The 16692-nt window shown below is 50.6% G+C and carries 14 protein-coding genes; all 14 read right to left on the bottom strand.

Annotated elements, in window-relative coordinates; translation table 11 throughout:
- Positions 1 to 38: 38 nt before the first annotated feature.
- The 14 genes from FFB58_RS11750 to wcaJ all read right to left on the bottom strand — a co-directional run bounded on the left by FFB58_RS11750 (position 39) and on the right by wcaJ (position 16593).
- Positions 39 to 1151 (bottom strand): hypothetical protein, encoded by a 1113-nt coding sequence (locus tag FFB58_RS11750; protein ID WP_052246191.1) that lies wholly within the window; start codon positions 1149 to 1151, stop codon positions 39 to 41.
- Positions 1152 to 1193: 42 nt separating this feature from the next.
- Entirely contained in the window at positions 1194 to 2084 is an 891-nt protein-coding gene (locus FFB58_RS11745) for a glycosyltransferase (protein WP_138369969.1), read from the bottom strand.
- Between the two features lie 15 nt (positions 2085 to 2099).
- Positions 2100 to 3002 (bottom strand): rhamnosyltransferase, encoded by a 903-nt coding sequence (locus tag FFB58_RS11740; protein WP_138369968.1) that lies wholly within the window; start codon positions 3000 to 3002, stop codon positions 2100 to 2102.
- Between the two features lie 39 nt (positions 3003 to 3041).
- The gene (locus FFB58_RS11735; protein WP_138369967.1) at positions 3042 to 4013 is read right to left on the bottom strand and encodes a glycosyltransferase family 2 protein; all 972 of its coding nucleotides are present in this window, start codon (positions 4011 to 4013) and stop codon (positions 3042 to 3044) included.
- Positions 4010 to 5272: a flippase gene (locus FFB58_RS11730; protein ID WP_039030249.1), complete on the bottom strand. Its 1263-nt coding sequence runs from the start codon at positions 5270 to 5272 to the stop codon at positions 4010 to 4012. The genes FFB58_RS11735 and FFB58_RS11730 overlap by 4 nt, the downstream gene beginning before the upstream one ends.
- A gap of 138 nt (positions 5273 to 5410) precedes the next feature.
- Positions 5411 to 6289, bottom strand: a complete 879-nt coding sequence (rfbA, locus tag FFB58_RS11725) for a glucose-1-phosphate thymidylyltransferase RfbA (RefSeq protein ID WP_039030250.1) — start codon at positions 6287 to 6289, stop codon at positions 5411 to 5413.
- Positions 6290 to 6342: 53 nt separating this feature from the next.
- The gene (gene rfbD / locus FFB58_RS11720) at positions 6343 to 7242 is read right to left on the bottom strand and encodes a dTDP-4-dehydrorhamnose reductase (RefSeq protein WP_039030251.1); all 900 of its coding nucleotides are present in this window, start codon (positions 7240 to 7242) and stop codon (positions 6343 to 6345) included.
- Complete coding sequence (gene rfbB / locus FFB58_RS11715) at positions 7242 to 8327, bottom strand: dTDP-glucose 4,6-dehydratase (RefSeq protein ID WP_039030252.1); 1086 nt, start codon at positions 8325 to 8327, stop codon at positions 7242 to 7244. The genes rfbD and rfbB overlap by 1 nt, the downstream gene beginning before the upstream one ends.
- 370 nt (positions 8328 to 8697) lie before the next feature.
- Positions 8698 to 9594: a UTP--glucose-1-phosphate uridylyltransferase GalF gene (gene galF, locus FFB58_RS11710; RefSeq protein WP_039030253.1), complete on the bottom strand. Its 897-nt coding sequence runs from the start codon at positions 9592 to 9594 to the stop codon at positions 8698 to 8700.
- A gap of 178 nt (positions 9595 to 9772) precedes the next feature.
- A complete protein-coding gene (gene wcaM, locus FFB58_RS11705; RefSeq protein ID WP_138369966.1) occupies positions 9773 to 11158 on the bottom strand; it encodes a colanic acid biosynthesis protein WcaM in 1386 nt (461 codons plus the stop codon).
- An 11-nt stretch (positions 11159 to 11169) separates the two neighbouring features.
- Complete coding sequence (wcaL, locus tag FFB58_RS11700; protein WP_138369965.1) at positions 11170 to 12390, bottom strand: colanic acid biosynthesis glycosyltransferase WcaL; 1221 nt, start codon at positions 12388 to 12390, stop codon at positions 11170 to 11172.
- Positions 12387 to 13667 carry a colanic acid biosynthesis pyruvyl transferase WcaK gene (gene wcaK / locus FFB58_RS11695; protein WP_039030256.1) on the bottom strand — a complete coding sequence of 427 codons (1281 nt, stop codon included), beginning with the start codon at positions 13665 to 13667 and terminating at the stop codon, positions 12387 to 12389. Before wcaK ends, wcaL begins: the two co-directional genes overlap by 4 nt.
- Positions 13668 to 13718: 51 nt before the next feature.
- On the bottom strand, positions 13719 to 15197 hold the full coding sequence (gene wzxC, locus FFB58_RS11690) for a colanic acid undecaprenyl disphosphate flippase WzxC (RefSeq protein ID WP_039030257.1): 1479 nt from the start codon (positions 15195 to 15197) through the stop codon (positions 13719 to 13721).
- A 1-nt stretch (position 15198) separates the two neighbouring features.
- The gene (gene wcaJ, locus FFB58_RS11685) at positions 15199 to 16593 is read right to left on the bottom strand and encodes an undecaprenyl-phosphate glucose phosphotransferase (RefSeq protein WP_039030258.1); all 1395 of its coding nucleotides are present in this window, start codon (positions 16591 to 16593) and stop codon (positions 15199 to 15201) included.
- Positions 16594 to 16692: the final 99 nt, after the last annotated feature.

Raw genomic sequence — 16692 nt, 5'->3', positions numbered from 1 at the left:
TTGGCTACAAGCACAAAATCAGCATGTTAAATGAGCAGTTATGCAGAAGTGTTTTTATTTGAATTAATTGCCATTGCCATTACGAATATCCCCATAGGGGTATAAAGGAAGGGATTTGTAATGGAAACGCCTGCTGAAAAAATAAGCGCGCAAACGATCTGTAGCTTGCGGAGGGTAAATGATTTCAAAATAGTCCCTATCGACAATATAAAAATAGGGAGCACAGATAAAATCACGCCTAACGCTCCTGTTTTATAAAAGAGTTCCAGTGGAACAACTTCAATTCTTCCTCTGTCCAGAATCTGCGCGCCAAAACCATGGCCGAAGACTGAAACCAGACCATTCATCGAGTTCATTATATAGGTGAAGTCCTGAAGTCGTACGGAGTCAGAGTCGCCTGCCCGTCCGCCAACGATAACCATCAAACCCAGCCCTGCCACAACGGCTAACGCAATATAAATTAGATTTTTCATTGCGCCGTTGATTCTGAAACTTGCGATCATCATCGCGATCCCAGCAAACAGGAATACGCCTCGGGTTTCAGTTAAAAATAGTGCAATAACGGTAAGGATAAAGAAAAGATATCGTTTTTCGATAAAGAAGAAAATCGCACCGATGCCGAGGAAGAAAAATGATTTTGCAAAAAAGGCGCCACTCGGCCTGAAGAAAAATTCTGATGTCAGTGAAAGAGCGTTGTAAATAGCGACGGAATTGAGTAGTCCGCCCTTTAGCATAACAATATAAAGGATGTAAATCGAAGAGGCGATAACGCAAAAAAACTTTACTACTTTAACAAATATGGCTAACGAGTATTCTGTCAACGACTCATTTAATGTACAAAGATATAACAGTATTAACATGTAGATGTAAGGCTGAAAATCAAAGGCCATTTCAGACACATCATTTCCGTTAATCGCTCCCGCAAGACAACCGTAGACCGGAAGAGCAATTATTGCAAATATGGTTAGCAGCGTTTTACTGTTTGATCTGGCAGTTAATGTAATTGCGTTTAAAATAAACAGTACGATCGCCAAACCGAAGAAGACATAACGCAACGGCGGTACACCAAGAGGGTCTAACAATCTACCGCCGCCGCCAAAGACAATTTCCATGGTGAGAAGCAGGATAAAAATCCTGTTTAACTTATTCATCGTTTTTTCTCAAAAATTATCATGAGTTTAATTTACAATTATTCAAAAGAAGTTGAGCAGCAAAAGCATACGTAAAATGATTTTATCCCGACCACGTCGTCTCAATTTAGACACAAAAGGCATGAGCATAATGTTATTGCTGTAATTACGCGCATTTGTTATGCGCTTAATCGGGCTAAAGTTGGTTACAAACAGACTTTTTAATTTATAGACTTCAGTTCGGTACCAACCTGAATTGACCAACTTCACCCTTTTCACCCACATTTTAAATGATATGTTGGCGCCGACCTGATTTGAAGAATGCTGGCGATACTTCATTCCGGGGACTGAATCAATATACCAGGTATAGTTGTGTGAACGCGCGTAGGCATAAATCAACCAGTCATGCAAAGATACATCCTGGGCTAATTCATTTGATAACAGGAACTCACGAAATGCGGTTCCTAATTTATTGGTAAAAACATACGTACAGCCCGGGCCTGCTGCTTCAAAGTAATAGTCAAATGCAGCCTGGGGTTGCGCTTTGTCGATCAGACATGTCCTGCCATCTTCCCAGAAAGCAAGGACATTACTTGAATAGGCGTCAACATGTTTACTCGCAATGGTTTCAATTGCGCGCTGGAGTTTATCTGCATACCAGATATCGTCCTGATCGGCGAAAGAGATATAATCATAGCCGTCAAAATTCACATCCATTACCAGGCGGTAAAAGTTCTTTCCGGCAGAACCATATTTATCACCGTAGGGCAAAAAATGAACATTCTTGAAATGAGTGTATTTCTCTGTCAGATATTCCCACGAACCATCGCTTGAAAGATCTATACTGATAAACACATCAACGTTAACTTCAGTTTGCGCTAAGATAGACTCTAATTGTTCATCAATCCAGTTCCGGCCATTATAAACCGCAAGTAAAACTGCCACTTTATTCATTATAAAATCTCAAAATTACTTATGTGCTGTATTAGACGTGCGAGGATTCTCACCTGCTACATTTCGGATACCATCCCAAACGCCAGAGACAAAGGATTTGAAGTAGTTTTTCTTGTCATTTTCATGAAAAATGAGAATGACACTGTGCACTACACAAAATGTAATTTCGCGAAGTGCCAGCAATTTAGGCACATGAGGATAGCGTAGCAAACGAAATGCATTTCTTACACGGTAATATCGTCTTGCAGCCGAGTGGACAGGTACAGTAAAGCCAAACACTGAAAAAGATGAGTTTCCAATAGAATGAATCATGACTGCATTCGGATTTATATATACCAGATGGTCTTTATCGAAACAGCGAAGACACCACTCGGTATCAACATAATCGATAAATAATGAGGCATCCATCATGCCAACCTGGTCGAAGAGAGCGGTTTTAACCAGTGAGCCCGATGAAATAACTACCGATGAAGTGAAGGTCTTTTTCTCGCCACGAGAATAAAGTTTTTCACGAAAGCCATTCTTTTTTATGTGCGTTATGGCATATTCAAAGCCGCGAGCCTCGTCATAAAAAACGGGTGCTGCTATCAGCGCATTATTTTCTGCGGAAAACTGAAGCATGTTTGTGATGAAAGTATCAGGAATTTTGCTATCCTGATCAAAGAAAATAACATTTTCATATCCACTTTCAATACAATACTCAATACCGATGTTCTGCGCTAAGGCGATTCCCTTATTACCTTTCAACCAGCGGTACTCGATCCCTGTTCCTTTCAACTCTTCAGTTTCAGAAGGGCTGTTATCCACGACTACAACATCACATCCCTGGATTTTCAATGATGTTATGGTTTGTGTTAAATCAGAGAGTACCGGGTTATAGGCTACTATAATGGCGCAAATTTCTTTTGTATTATTCATTTAAATTTTCTCAAATAGCATCCTGAGCTCAACATAGCATTATGAAAAATTCAATCTAATGAATAATCCATCAAGCAAATCCCTAATGATTGATTTTTTAGTTGAGTATTTCGTATAACTGGAATTGAATACTGCTGACAGCAGGTTTTTCCTTTTTCCACCATCAAATATTCCGCCACGATAAACAGTATTAACACAATCCAGATAGTTAAGGATGCTTTCAGACGTTTGATTAATTTGTGAAGTCTGCTGTGATTTACGGATCGCATGAACTAAATCATAGATTTCCCGATAATGGGCGATTCGTTTATTTCTTTTTTTACTATCAAACGCAGCTTTCAATTTACCGGCAAAAGTACTTTTTTTTGCACCAATTTGATTATTTTCATGCTGCCTGTACAGAATCAATTTGTCTTCGACGGGGACCAACGATCCCAGAGCACATGCATTGCTGGCGAGCCAATAGTCATGCGGAATTTTTGCCGGGAACGGCATAACGGTATCAAGAAAGCCTTTACGTACAGCCATAGTGGCACCCGTCACGACATTATTGATGAGAATTTTGTCTAACCTTATATCGCCGTTGGCTGGCGTGAAATTCACGTGCTGCCAGAGCGTCCCCAACCTCTCCATAGTATTGTTTATCAGCCAGGCATCAGAAAAAACAACGTTGGCATGACTTTGATTTGAAAAAACCGCCAGTAATGTTTCTGCTTTGTTTTCTACCCAAATATCATCCTGATCTGAAAAGAATACAAAGTCAGAGGTAACATGCTCAGTAAGTTTCTCAAAGTTTTTGATATAGCCTAAATTGAGTCCATCATGAATGATATCAATATCAATTTGCGACTCTGCTTTTAAGGCTTGAAGAACAGTGAGGGTATCATCCGTTGATCCATCATCTCGTATGATGATTCGGGATGGCTTAACTGACTGAGCAAGAATACTTTCGACTTGCTCGCGAACATAGCGCTCACCATTGTAAGTCGCAAGAATAACTTCGTAACTCATATTTTCCCTCTATGTTTCGTTATACATTCCCGGGAAACGATAATGAGTAAAACGCAATCCACAAATACCCGAATAGTCCATGCATACGCAGCGCCAAGTACGCCATAAGAGTTAACAAGAAAATACAGCAGGGCCAGATAAGGTATGACCTCAATGCAGTGTAAAAAGGCGGTATATTTCGCTTTTCCCAGAGACTGTATGACGGTAAAAGGGATTTGGGCGATAGAGTTAAAGAAAAAGCCCACTAATAAAATCTGGAAAATAGCCTGTGAATGGATGGCATACTGTTCGCCAAGCCATAGCTGCATAATCAGTTTTGCCAGGAAAATCAGGATGACGACTAAGGGTAAACACCCAAGCCCCATTATCAGATAGGCGAATCTGATATTTTTCTTTAACTCATCATAGGTTTTTGCTGCGCTGAGTTTAGGGAAAACAGCTCTCGAAAGCGCACCGGGAAGAAGACCTAAACGCGATACGATTTCAGACGGGGCGGTATAATAACCGACTTTATCAGCACCTAATGAGCCTGAGATAACGAACCGATCAAAGTATACCATCACAGGGCTAATGATGTTGCTAACAGTGATCCAGCCTCCGAAGAAAATCATTCGTCGGAACGTTTCTCTGTAAAAAATAAAACCGGCATTAATGATTTCATTTCTGACAATCACGAATGCAATGATTAATGACAATAGTCTGCCCACGGCTAAGCCAAGTATTGCAGAAAACAGGGATGGAGAAAACAATACAAACAAGGCCGGTAAGCCTGCGATAATAGAACTACCGAAACTTCTCTGTATATTTAATATTGCGAAACGTTCATCGCCCTCAAGTATGGACATCCATAATTGGTTAAGCAGGAAAGCAGGTATTGTCCAGACGAGGACACGAATAGAGTTTTGAACATCAGTATGATTGGATGCTGTAATATTCAAAAGCGAAATAATATTTGGCGTAAAGACGGAAATGAGGATTGCGCCAAAAACGCTGAACAAAAATAGAAATATAGTTGCTGTAGAAATTATTTTTTTGCGTTCATCATTATTGCCCCGGTAAACGGCAATTTCTCTAACAATTGCACGAGTCAAACCGATATCAAATATGCCTGCATAACCAACAATAGCAATTGCTAAAGTGTAAACGCCAAAAAGTTCAACCCCTAATACCCTAGCAAGATAACCCATTGCCGGGATAGCGATAGCAGTAGGTATAACATAGCCTGCTAAATTCCAGACACTATTCTTAATTAATCCCATTCCGTTTACATTATCTCATCTTAATAAATAAAGGGGCCGTTAGCCCCTTTTAATAACTTTAAGCAAAATATGATGCATTATTCCCCTCCTGGATTTTCATCATTCGGGGTCGGTGCGAAATCATCTGGCCTTTAAATATCAGTAACCTTTGAGCATCTTCAACAAATACTGACCATAAGCATTCTTAGCCAGTGGTTTTGCCAGCGTTCTGACCTGCTCCGCATCAATAAACCCTTTGCGATAAGCAATCTCTTCCGGGCACGCCACTTTCAGTCCCTGACGCTCTTCAATGGTCGCAATAAAGTTGCTGGCTTCAATCAGGCTCTGATGTGTACCGGTATCGAGCCAGGCAAAACCGCGTCCCATCATGGCAACGGACAGACGGCCCTGCTCCATGTACAGACGGTTGATGTCAGTGATTTCCAGCTCGCCACGTGGTGACGGCTTCAGGCTTTTCGCCATTTCTACGACACTATTGTCATAGAAATAAAGACCGGTAACAGCGTAGTTACTCTTCGGTTCTAATGGCTTTTCTTCGAGACTGACAGCGGTGCCCTGTTTATCAAACTCAACGACGCCATAACGCTCTGGATCGTTAACATGGTAAGCAAAGACGGTGGCACCGCTCTCTTTATTTACAGCGGAGTCCATCAGCTTCGGCAGGTCATGGCCATAGAAGATGTTGTCGCCCAATACCAGCGCACAATCATCATCACCAATGAACTCTTCGCCAAGGATAAACGCCTGGGCCAGACCGTCTGGACTCGGCTGGACTTTATATTGCAGGTTAAGGCCCCACTGGCTACCGTCACCGAGCAGCTGCTCGAAACGTGGCGTGTCCTGCGGAGTACTGATAATCAGGATGTCACGAATACCCGCCAGCATCAGCGTGGTCAACGGGTAGTAAATCATTGGTTTGTCGTAGATTGGCAGAAGCTGCTTGCTGACCGCCATCGTCACCGGGTACAGACGGGTTCCTGAGCCACCGGCTAAAATAATCCCTTTACGCGTTTTCATTTCATCATCTCTTTAATGTGCAAAATGCCCGTAAACGGGCATTTAATTAAAAGTCAGACCGCAGTGGTCGTAAATAGCTCAGCCAGCATCCGTTTAACACCGGTTTCCCATTCAGGTAATACCAGGTCGAAGTTCTGCTGGAATTTCTCAGTATTCAGACGGGAGTTATTCGGACGACGCGCAGGAGTAGGATAAGCGCTGGTAGGAACAGCATTAAGCTTCTTGATCGCCAGTTCAATGCCAGCCTTACGTGCTTCGTCGAACACCAGCGCAGCGTAGTCGTGCCAGGTGGTCACGCCACCCGCAACCAGATGGTAGAGTCCAGCCACTTCCGGCTGCTTCATTGCCACACGAATTGCATGCGCGGTACAGTCAGCCAGCAACTCAGCGCCTGTTGGTGCACCAAACTGATCGTTAATAACCGCCATCTCTTCGCGTTCTTTTGCAAAACGCAACATGGTTTTTGCAAAGTTATTGCCTTTGCCCGCATAAACCCAACTGGTGCGGAAAATTAAGTGCCGGGCACAATTTTCCTGCAGTGCTTTTTCACCTGCCAGTTTGGTCTCGCCGTATACGTTTAGCGGCGCGGTCGCATCCGTTTCCAGCCACGGCTTCTCCCCGTTGCCAGGGAAAACGTAATCGGTGGAGTAGTGAACAACCCAGGCGCCAATTTTTTCCGCCTCTTTCGCAATGGCTTCAACGCTCGTGGCATTGAGCAACTGTGCGAATTCCGGCTCTGACTCCGCTTTATCCACGGCGGTATGCGCCGCCGCGTTGACAATAACGTCCGGCTTAATGCGACGTACAGTTTCCGCCACGCCTTCGGGATTGCTGAAATCACCGCAATACTCGCTGGAGTGCACATCGACGGCAATCAGGTTACCTAACGGGGCGAGCGCGCGCTGCAACTCCCAACCCACCTGCCCTGTTTTGCCGAACAGAAGGATATTCATTACTGACGTTCCCCGTAGTTCTGTTCAATCCAGGATTGATAGTTACCGCTTTTCACGTTCTCAACCCACTGGGTGTTCGCCAGGTACCACTGCACCGTTTTACGGATCCCGCTTTCAAACGTCTCCTGCGGTTTCCAGCCTAAGGTCTGGCTAATTTTATCGGCATCGATGGCATAACGACGGTCATGACCCGGGCGGTCAGTCACATAGGTGATCTGGTCGCGATATGAACCCTCTTTCGGCACGATTTCATCCAGCAGATCGCAGATGGTATGCACCACATCCAGGTTCTGCTTCTCGTTGTGGCCGCCGATATTGTAGGTCTCGCCAGGCTTACCCTGGGTCACAACGGTGTAGAGCGCACGGGCGTGATCTTCAACATACAGCCAGTCGCGGATCTGATCGCCTTTGCCATAAATCGGCAGCGCTTTCCCGTCCAGCGCGTTGAGGATCACCAGCGGGATCAGTTTTTCCGGGAAGTGATACGGGCCGTAGTTATTGGAGCAGTTAGTCACGATAGTCGGGAACCCGTAGGTACGTAACCATGCGCGAACGAGGTGATCGCTTGAGGCTTTTGAAGCAGAGTAAGGGCTGCTTGGCGCATATGCTGTCGTTTCAGTGAACAGCGGCAAATCAGTAGAGGCAGGATGTTCGTCCGGGTGCGGCAGATCGCCGTACACTTCATCGGTAGAGATGTGGTGGAAACGGAAGGCTTTTTTCGCAGTTTCATCCAGCGTTGACCAGTACGCGCGAGCCGCTTCAAGTAGGACGTAGGTGCCGACGATGTTGGTTTCAATAAACGCTGCCGGGCCGGTGATAGAGCGGTCAACGTGGCTTTCTGCCGCCAGATGCATCACTGCATCAGGCTTATGCTCGGCAAAAATACGGTCCATCGCCGCTTTATCGCAAATATCCGCATGTTCAAAAATATAACGCTGGCTGTCGCTCACTTCAGCCAGAGATTCCAGGTTACCGGCGTAGGTCAATTTATCGACATTAACCACTGTATCCTGGGTGTTTTGAATAATATGTCGTACAACCGCAGAGCCGATAAAACCCGCACCGCCAGTAACAAGAATTTTCACGCGTTATTTTCCGTTAAATGAATACATCGGGATGGTGGCATTCTGAATAATAAATGAACTAAATATCCAGAAACCGGACACGCTACCGCCCCTGGCTTAACAGCTACCAGTGCACTGAACGTGATCGTAATAGAGGTATTTTGCCGTCTATTCCCGTCAACATGGCGACAGGATAGCGCGCAAATCAATTAATAATTGTCGTCTTAAATGCCAGCAGAAACAAGGGAAAAATCTGACTAACGAGACAAAAAGCAAGCAATTAACTTACTGATATTTAAGAATATATTAAAAAAAGAAAACGGCAGCGTCATTCTCATGGCCCTGATAGCCCGGAATGATCCACTGCCGTTAGACAACGACGAACCAATCGTTAATCGTTGGTTAAGAGCTTCGTCATGCTTTCGCGGAACTTCTGCCCTTCTTTATGGTTACGCAGGCCATACTGTACGAACGCCTGCATATACCCCAGTTTCTTACCACAGTCGTAGCTGTCACCGGTCATCAGCATTGCATCAACGGACTGCTTCTTCGCCAGTTGCGCAATGGCATCCGTCAGCTGAATACGATCCCACGCGCCTGGCTCGGTACGTTCCAGCTCGGCCCAGATTTCTGCATTCAGCACATAGCGGCCGACGGCCATCAGATCGGAATCCAGCGTCTGCGGCTGATCCGGTTTCTCGATAAACTCAACGATACGGCTGACTTTACCTTCTGAATCCAGCGGCTCTTTGGTCTGAATAACGGAGTACTCAGAAAGATCGCCCTTCATGCGCTTCGCCAGCACCTGGCTCCGTCCCGTCTCGTTGAAACGCGCCACCATAGCTGCCAGGTTGTAGCGCAGCGGATCGGCAGAGGCGTTATCAAGAATGATATCCGGCAGGACAACCACAAATGGGTTATCGCCGACCACAGGACGGGCGCACAGAATAGAGTGGCCCAGACCCAGAGGCTGCGCCTGACGCACGTTCATGATGGTCACGCCCGGCGGGCAGATGGACTGCACTTCCGCCAGCAGCTGACGTTTAACGCGCTGCTCCAGAAGGGCTTCAAGTTCGTAGGAGGTGTCGAAGTGGTTTTCCACCGCATTCTTGGAGGAATGGGTAACCAGAACGATTTCTTTGATCCCTGCAGCAACAATCTCGTCGACGATGTACTGAATCATCGGCTTGTCAACGATCGGCAGCATCTCTTTAGGAATGGCTTTTGTGGCCGGGAGCAAATGCATGCCCAGACCGGCTACCGGAATGACCGCTTTCAAATTAATCATATTTCTTCCACCTTAAAATGGTTGCCGAATTATAGCCCTTTAGCCTGGTTTCGCCAGCACGAATTGCTACAAATCTGGAGATGATGTTACGCAATTACAGCGTAAATTCCAGTGGATGCAATCCGAATACCGGCGCTTTAATTCCAGGAATCCTCGCAAAATGCCGTCTGGCTAATATTTAGCGCTTCGGCAGTTTAAAATTCAGCCGTTCCGTGTTGATTGTATGATGGTCAATTCGGTCGATATCGACAGAACTTTGCCCCTTCTCATTAACGGCGTTAATGTTCGCCAGTGAGAGCAGCGTCTCGTCACGCGCCATAAATTTCCCGCGCACATCCTTACGCAGATCGAAATTCAGCTTCAGGGCTGGCCCTCGCTCTGCGTCCTGCATGACGTTGATATTGCGCATGAAAAGATGCTGAGGTTTATTGTGCAGTTCAAGCGTTGCCCGTTTCATGTCCATATTGGTGAGCGCCACGAAAGAGGTTTTATTGCCGGAGGAGATCTGTATTCCGCGCAATTTCCGCGCAAGGTTCCGGTTGTCCATCTGGATATTATTGAGGCGAAAATTCTGCGGTATCGACAAATAATCGCCTTTGATCACCCCGTAGCCAATTAACATCCCGGCGCTGTCGATCATCTCAACATTATCGATGACAAAGTTATCGCAGCCGTATATCGCTACCGTTGCGTTATCAATACCCGCTTTTTTGCTGAAGTCCGGGGTGATATTCCGGGCCTTAACATTACGAATGATAAAGTGTTTGCCGTTTTCAACATGTACCAGCTGGCGGCAGTTGCTGCCGGTAATGTTCGCCACCACGAAGTTCTTAACCGCCTGGTCTTCGGGGTAATTATTGTCGTACGTGCTGCCCGCCAGACCGATGCCGATCCCCCAGTTAATCTTGCCGTTGGTACAGTCGATATGGTCGATAACGTGGTCTGAAATCAGGATGTTCTTGTCGTTGATCGCCACGTTCCACTCGATGGCATCGCCCTGCAGGTAGCTGAAATGACAATTGGTGATCTTCACCCCGTCCAGCTGGTTATGAAATCCCTGACGCAGGATCGCATAGTTGGCTTTGGTGACCCGCAGGTTGTCGATCAGCAGATTGCGCATCACCCGCTTCTGTTTGCCGCCGATATAAATCTGGGTCACCGGGCCATAGCCGCTCATCGCCAGGCCCTGGATCACGCAGTCGGAGCCGCGCACGTCGAGGGTGATGTTTTCGCTACGCCCCTCCCCTTCGCCAATCACCTTGCTGCCATCCTGCAGCACCAGGCGGCCCCGGCCGTTGCCGGTCAGCGCCCCGCGAATGCGCAGGGTTTTGCCTTCGGGGATAAAAATGGCGGCGTTGATATTTTCACAGGTGAGCCCCGCGGGCACCACCACGGTATCACCCTCAGCAAAGGCCTTTTTGAAAGCGGCGATCCCGTCACGAAGGTCATACCGGCTGATGTCTACCGTGGCGCTGTTCGTGGCGGCCCGTACCCCTACCAGCGGCGCGGCCGCCAGTACGGAACAGGTGGTGACAAACGCGCGTCGCGTCATCTCTTTCGGCATATCGCCTCCGTTTAAAGCGTGTGTAGCAGAGTGGCTAACTGTCGATTGATAAGATGCTGGTTGAAATCGGTCTCCACCTTTTTGCGCGCGTTGTGCAGCACGGGGGAGAGCTCCTGATGGGCGATGGCGGCAAACCGTTCCAGCTGGAGGGCCAGCGCCTCCGGGTTGTTCTCTTCCACCAGCCAGCCGGAATGGCCGGGTTCGATAAGCTCAGGAATGCCGCTGTGTACCGTGGAGACCACCGGAATGCCCACCGCCATCGCCTCCATCAGGGCTACAGGAATGCCTTCCATATCGCCGTCCGTACCGGTGACGGACGGGAGTAAAAAGACGTCGGCGGCATCAAGCATCGCCTTAACTTCATGGCTGGGCTTAAAGCCTGGCATCTCGACATACGACTCCAGCTGATACTGCTCGATCAGGGTACGCAGGCGGCGCTCCCAGGGGCCAATGCCCAGAATGCGGTAGTGGAAATCCACCCCTCGCGCTTTCAGCTGGCGGCAGGCTTCGATCGCCACGTGAAGCCCTTTTTTCTCGGTCAGGCGCGCAACAGAGATAATCTGCAGCGGGCTGCCGGGCGCTTTAACCGGCCGTTGGGTAAAGCGCTGCATATCCACGCCCATACGCGAAACGGTGATTTTCTCCGGCGGACAGCCCATGGTTTTGAGTCGCCCGGCCCAAAGCTCGCTGATTGGCAGCATCATGTCGCCGCGCTGAAACAGCCGCTGGTATTCAGGCGTATAGTGGTTCAGCACCTCGCGGCTGGAGATATCAATCCCGTGAAACACCGTCGCGATTTTCCCCTCGATCACGCCCAGCTCGCGCAGCTTGGCCGCCGTCACCCCGGCCGGTCCAAAGTGGGCGATAAATACATCCGCACGCCAGGGGCGCTGCGTCTGGCCACAAATGGCGGAGAGGATCAGATTGCGCGATTCGGCGCCGTAGCGGGAGACATTCAGCGCTTTCCATGTGCCGGGGCGATGCAGCCCGCGCAGGGTCTGGCGGGCGCGGTAGCGCAGTTTCGCCAGCTTGCCCTGGGGCTCATCCTGCAGCCAGCGGGTCTTACTGGCCAGGTCATACTGCGTCCAGGCGGCGTGGGTGTTCTGGGTATCGCCCTTTTGCAGGGCGATAATCTCCACGTCATATCCCATATCAATAAAGGCGGTGATCTGGTTAAGCACAAAGGTCTCAGACGAGAGCGGGAATTTCAGTAAGAAGAAACCAACCTTCATTTGCCCTCCCCGACCCGATCCAGCACCGATTTCACCATGTTGATGCCGTTTTCACGTTCGGCCTTCACCGCCACCGCCAGGCGTTCGTTGATAGCCGGAAGCTGGCCGAGCGTGTCCCCAACCATCGCCCCCAGGGAGCCGTCCAGCAGATGGCGAATATCCACCGCCATCTCCGGCATACCCAGCTGCTGCATGATCCCGGCAGACTTGTGCTCGTAGTTAATGGCAATGGCTGGCGTGCCGAAGTTCATGGAGATGATGGCCGAATGCAGGCGGGTGCCCACGGTCAGGTCGCAGGCGCCCAGCAGCTTGCCCATCTCAAGATCGTTAAGTTCGTCCATCACCACGTGATAGCGCGACGGATCGCTGACGTGCTGGCGCAGGTTCAGCGCCACCATGCGGTCATCTTTGTTGTAGCTGTCGATCCCGGTACAGGTGGAGAGCGCCAGCACCTGGTAGCCGCTGTCCAGCACCCGGTTGACCACCTCGGCAAAGGCCTTTTCGTAGGCCGCCTGGGTGGTGCCCAGACGCTTATCAAACGGCGCCAGCTCGCGCAGGGTGATGGCAACGGTCTTCTGCTGCGCGGCCACGTTCAGCCAGTGCTGCACGGCATAGCTCGGGGTAAAGTTCGCTTCCTGATGATCCACCAGCCAGGCGGTATCCACCCCCTGCTCCACTTTGGTGGTGTCGATTTCGCTGCGCTGCATCAGATTCAGGCTCACCGACTCGCGCAGGATCAGCGCGTCACAGTGGCCAAACACATAGTTTGCCAGCTGGTTGAACTGTGGATCCTGGAATGGCCCGACGCTGTGGCCGACCATATACAGCGGCTTTTTCGCCATAAAGGTGCAGAGCGCATGCTCGAACTGCGGCACGCCGTAGAGGTCGACAAAAAACGATCCGCCCACCTGAATGATGGCGTCGTAGCCGGAGAGCAGACGGACAAAATCGGTAAAACCCTGGGCGATGGCGATATTGCGCAGCTTGCCGGTGTCGGTCACGCGGGACAGCAGCACCTGATGCTGATAACGGCGGCGCAGCACCTTCTTCACGCGGCCCATCATGCCGGCGGCGCTGTTATGCTGCTTCATCTGGCTGTAGAGCGGATCGCCCATCACCGGGCGGTTCAGCAGCCAGGAGGAGCTCACCGGGTAGCGGCTCATCACATCCACTTCTGTCTCAGGCGACAGGGCGTAAATAGCATCCAGTAGGCCGCGCAGAATGGCGCTGTCACCACGGTTACCACAGGTATGGTTGCCCAGAATCAATAATTTCATAATAACCTCTTAAAAGATTCCCCTCCCCAAAGGGTGAGGGGGAGGAAATAATTAACCTGCGCGAAGCAGCGTTTTCATCTTTTCGTTGCGGCAGAACTGGCGTTTGATCTCCACCACCAGCGCGTTGCGCGACAGCACAATCATTACCGCGAAGGCCAGCGCCCCGGCGGCGACCTGCACCGCCAGCAGCGCGGCCAGCGGCAGATGGCCGTTAAGGGCGACGCCTAAGCCATAGCTCACCGCCAGCGTCGGCAGCGAGAGGTAAAACGGCAGCCACAGGCTCAGGATGTACTGGCGGTAGCTGGAGCCCAGCACCGGCTTAATCATCACGAAGTAGCTCAGGACGGTATTAATAATCTGCACCAGCAGGAAGCCCAGCGTGACGCCCATCGCGCCCGCCAGGTGGCCGCCGATAACGATCGCCGGAATAAACAGGAACGTTTTGAATACGTTGAACTTAAAGCTGATATCGACGCGGGCTTTGGCCATCAGCAGCGAACCAATCGGGTTACCGACGGAGCGCAGCAGCCCCACGACGCACAGCAGCTGCAGGATCGGCACAATGCTGATCCACTTCTCGCCAAACACCAGCGGCACCAGATTGCCGGAAACCACCATCAGCCCCAGCAGGGTCGGGAAGTTAATGATCCCTACCACCGACAGCAGCTTGTAGAAGTTGATGCGCAGCTTGTCGGTATCGTCCTGAATTTTGGCGAACGCCGGGAACAGCACGCGGGTGATGATCGGGTTGAGCTTCATCGGCGGTACCACCGCCACGTTGTACGCCAGGTTATAGCCCCCGGCGACGCTGGCACCCAGAATACGGGCCAGCACCAGGGTGGAGAGATTGGTATTCACGTAGTTGATGATGCTGTCGGCGGTCAGCCACGCGCCGAAGCGCAGGTTGGAAGCCACCGACGCGAGGGAGAAATGAAAACCTGGACGGTAGATTTTACGGCCGAAGTAGCCGAACAGCAGGGTGCGCACGGCAGAGTTCACCAGATAACCGAGGATGGCGGTCATCGCCAGCGGCCAGAAGTGGGCGCTGACCACGGTGAAGGTAAACCCGGCCAGCACCGAGCTGGTTTCAATCATGCCGATTTTGCTGAACTCCAGCTCCTTTTGCATCAGCGCGCGGAACTGCTGGCCGTGGGGGATCACCACAAACGCAAACGACAGCGCACGCATCAGGGGGCCAAGTTCAGGGTTGTTCAGGGCGTCAGCAATAAGATCGCTCAGCAGAAACAGCACCACGAACACCAGGATACCCAAGCCGACGTTTAGCCAGTAGAGGGTGGTCAGCTCCAGCTGGCTAATCTCTTTGCGCTGAATAATCGAGTTGGCGATGCCAAAGTCCGACAGCGTATCGGCCAGGGCGATGATCACCAGCGAGACGGTCAACAGGCCAAACTGGTGGCTATCGATAATGCGCGCCAGCACCGTCATCTGCACCAGCCCAAGGCCGATGATGATCACCGTGGCGATAGCCGACCACTTTGCCCCGCTGAGGGTTTTTTCACGTAAGCTCATGTTAGTACGCCGCTTTGTTCACAAAGCCCTTAAAGACGGTGAGAAAAACGATTTTGATATCAAACCAGAGGCTCCACTCGCGGATGTACTCCAGGTCAAACTCAATGCGTTTCTCCATCTTCTCCAGGGTGTCGGTCTCGCCGCGCCAGCCGTTGATCTGCGCCCAGCCGGTGATACCCGGTTTCACTTTGTGGCGCAGCATGTAGCCTTCGATCAGCTGACGATACTGTTCGTTATGGGCCACCGCGTGCGGGCGTGGGCCAACGATGGACATGCCCCCGGTAAACACGTTGATAAACTGCGGCAGTTCATCCAGCGAGGTGCGGCGCAGGAAGTTACCGACGCGGGTTACGCGCGGGTCGTTTTGCGTCGCCTGGGTCACCACAGCGTCGTTCTCCATCACCTTCATGGAGCGGAATTTCCACACCATGATCGGCTTACCGTCCATGCCGTAGCGGGTCTGGCGGAAGATCACCGGCCCCTTCGAGGTGAGCTTCACCGCCAGGGCAATGGCGCACAGCACCGGGGAGATCAGCAGCAGGATCAGAGAGGAGAGGACGATGTCCTCCACGCGCTTCAGCACCCGGTTGAGGCCGGAGAGCGGCGTGTCATACAGCGGCACCACCGGCACGCCGTTCACCTCTTCGATACGGGAGTGCAGAATGTTAAAGGTGAACACATCCGGAATGAGGATCACCGAGCAGGTGGTGTCCGCCAGCTTGCGCATCAGGGTTTTAATTCGGGCCTCGTCGCTCATCGGCATGGCGATGTAGACGTTGTGGATCTTGCCCGCTTTGGCATCGTCCACCAGCTGGGAGTAATTACCGGCCCAGTCAGCAGGCACGCCGCCGGGCTGCGCGTCGTGATAAACCCCGACCACATCAAACCCCAGCCACGGCTCTTTGCGAAAACCGTCCAGTAGCGCCAGTCCGGCCGGCATGCTTCCGGCCACCGCCACCCGGCGGGTGTTGTAGCCACGGTTACGCAGCCAGCCCGCGCCAAAGCGGATAAGGGATCGGCAGACCAGCATGCCCACGCTGGTCAGCAGATACCAGGCAAAATAGGTGGCAAAGCGATTATCAAAGTCGTTATTAAAGGCCACCAGCCCGAAGCTGAAGACCAGGCTTAAGGTCCAGTTCTGCAGCAGCAGCTGCAGCTCGGTGGTGATTTTGACGCCGCGCCATGAGCGGTAAAAGTCGGTCATCCCGCCGATCATCTGGAAGACGACCAGGGCGATCAGCGCCATCAGCAGGTGCATGTAGAGGAACGGCAGCCCGCTGAGTTTACACACCATCCACAACCCACCGAACATGATGGTGATATCAGAAAAACGCTGCACCATAGAGATTAACGATGCATTCGTTTTGGCTCGCTCGCGCTTTTTTAGATTTGTCATCGTTGTTCCTGTTGTTTATCCCCTCACCCTAACCCTCTCCCCAGAGGGGAGAGGGAATTTGAACACCCTCTCCCCTCTGGGGAGAGGGCCGGGGTGAGG

It is taken from the genome of Enterobacter sp. MF024, from assembly GCF_005843915.1.
Lineage (GTDB): Bacteria > Pseudomonadota > Gammaproteobacteria > Enterobacterales > Enterobacteriaceae > Enterobacter > Enterobacter barmai.
Note: the sequence above shows the minus strand (reverse complement) of the source record. Positions and strands in the feature narration are given on the sequence as shown.

What these genes read in the sequence shown, in the direction of transcription:
- FFB58_RS11750 (WP_052246191.1), bottom strand. Translation starts at nt 1,151, where the DNA reads ATGAATAAGTTAAACAGGATTTTTATCCTGCTTCTCACCATGGAAATT.
- FFB58_RS11745 (WP_138369969.1), bottom strand. Translation starts at nt 2,084, where the DNA reads ATGAATAAAGTGGCAGTTTTACTTGCGGTTTATAATGGCCGGAACTGG.
- FFB58_RS11740 (WP_138369968.1), bottom strand. Translation starts at nt 3,002, where the DNA reads ATGAATAATACAAAAGAAATTTGCGCCATTATAGTAGCCTATAACCCG.
- FFB58_RS11735 (WP_138369967.1), bottom strand. Translation starts at nt 4,013, where the DNA reads ATGAGTTACGAAGTTATTCTTGCGACTTACAATGGTGAGCGCTATGTT.
- FFB58_RS11730 (WP_039030249.1), bottom strand. Translation starts at nt 5,272, where the DNA reads ATGGGATTAATTAAGAATAGTGTCTGGAATTTAGCAGGCTATGTTATA.
- rfbA (WP_039030250.1), bottom strand. Translation starts at nt 6,289, where the DNA reads ATGAAAACGCGTAAAGGGATTATTTTAGCCGGTGGCTCAGGAACCCGT.
- rfbD (WP_039030251.1), bottom strand. Translation starts at nt 7,242, where the DNA reads ATGAATATCCTTCTGTTCGGCAAAACAGGGCAGGTGGGTTGGGAGTTG.
- galF (WP_039030253.1), bottom strand. Translation starts at nt 9,594, where the DNA reads ATGATTAATTTGAAAGCGGTCATTCCGGTAGCCGGTCTGGGCATGCAT.
- wcaM (WP_138369966.1), bottom strand. Translation starts at nt 11,158, where the DNA reads ATGCCGAAAGAGATGACGCGACGCGCGTTTGTCACCACCTGTTCCGTA.
- wcaL (WP_138369965.1), bottom strand. Translation starts at nt 12,390, where the DNA reads ATGAAGGTTGGTTTCTTCTTACTGAAATTCCCGCTCTCGTCTGAGACC.
- wcaK (WP_039030256.1), bottom strand. Translation starts at nt 13,667, where the DNA reads ATGAAATTATTGATTCTGGGCAACCATACCTGTGGTAACCGTGGTGAC.
- wzxC (WP_039030257.1), bottom strand. Translation starts at nt 15,197, where the DNA reads ATGAGCTTACGTGAAAAAACCCTCAGCGGGGCAAAGTGGTCGGCTATC.
- wcaJ (WP_039030258.1), bottom strand. Translation starts at nt 16,593, where the DNA reads ATGACAAATCTAAAAAAGCGCGAGCGAGCCAAAACGAATGCATCGTTA.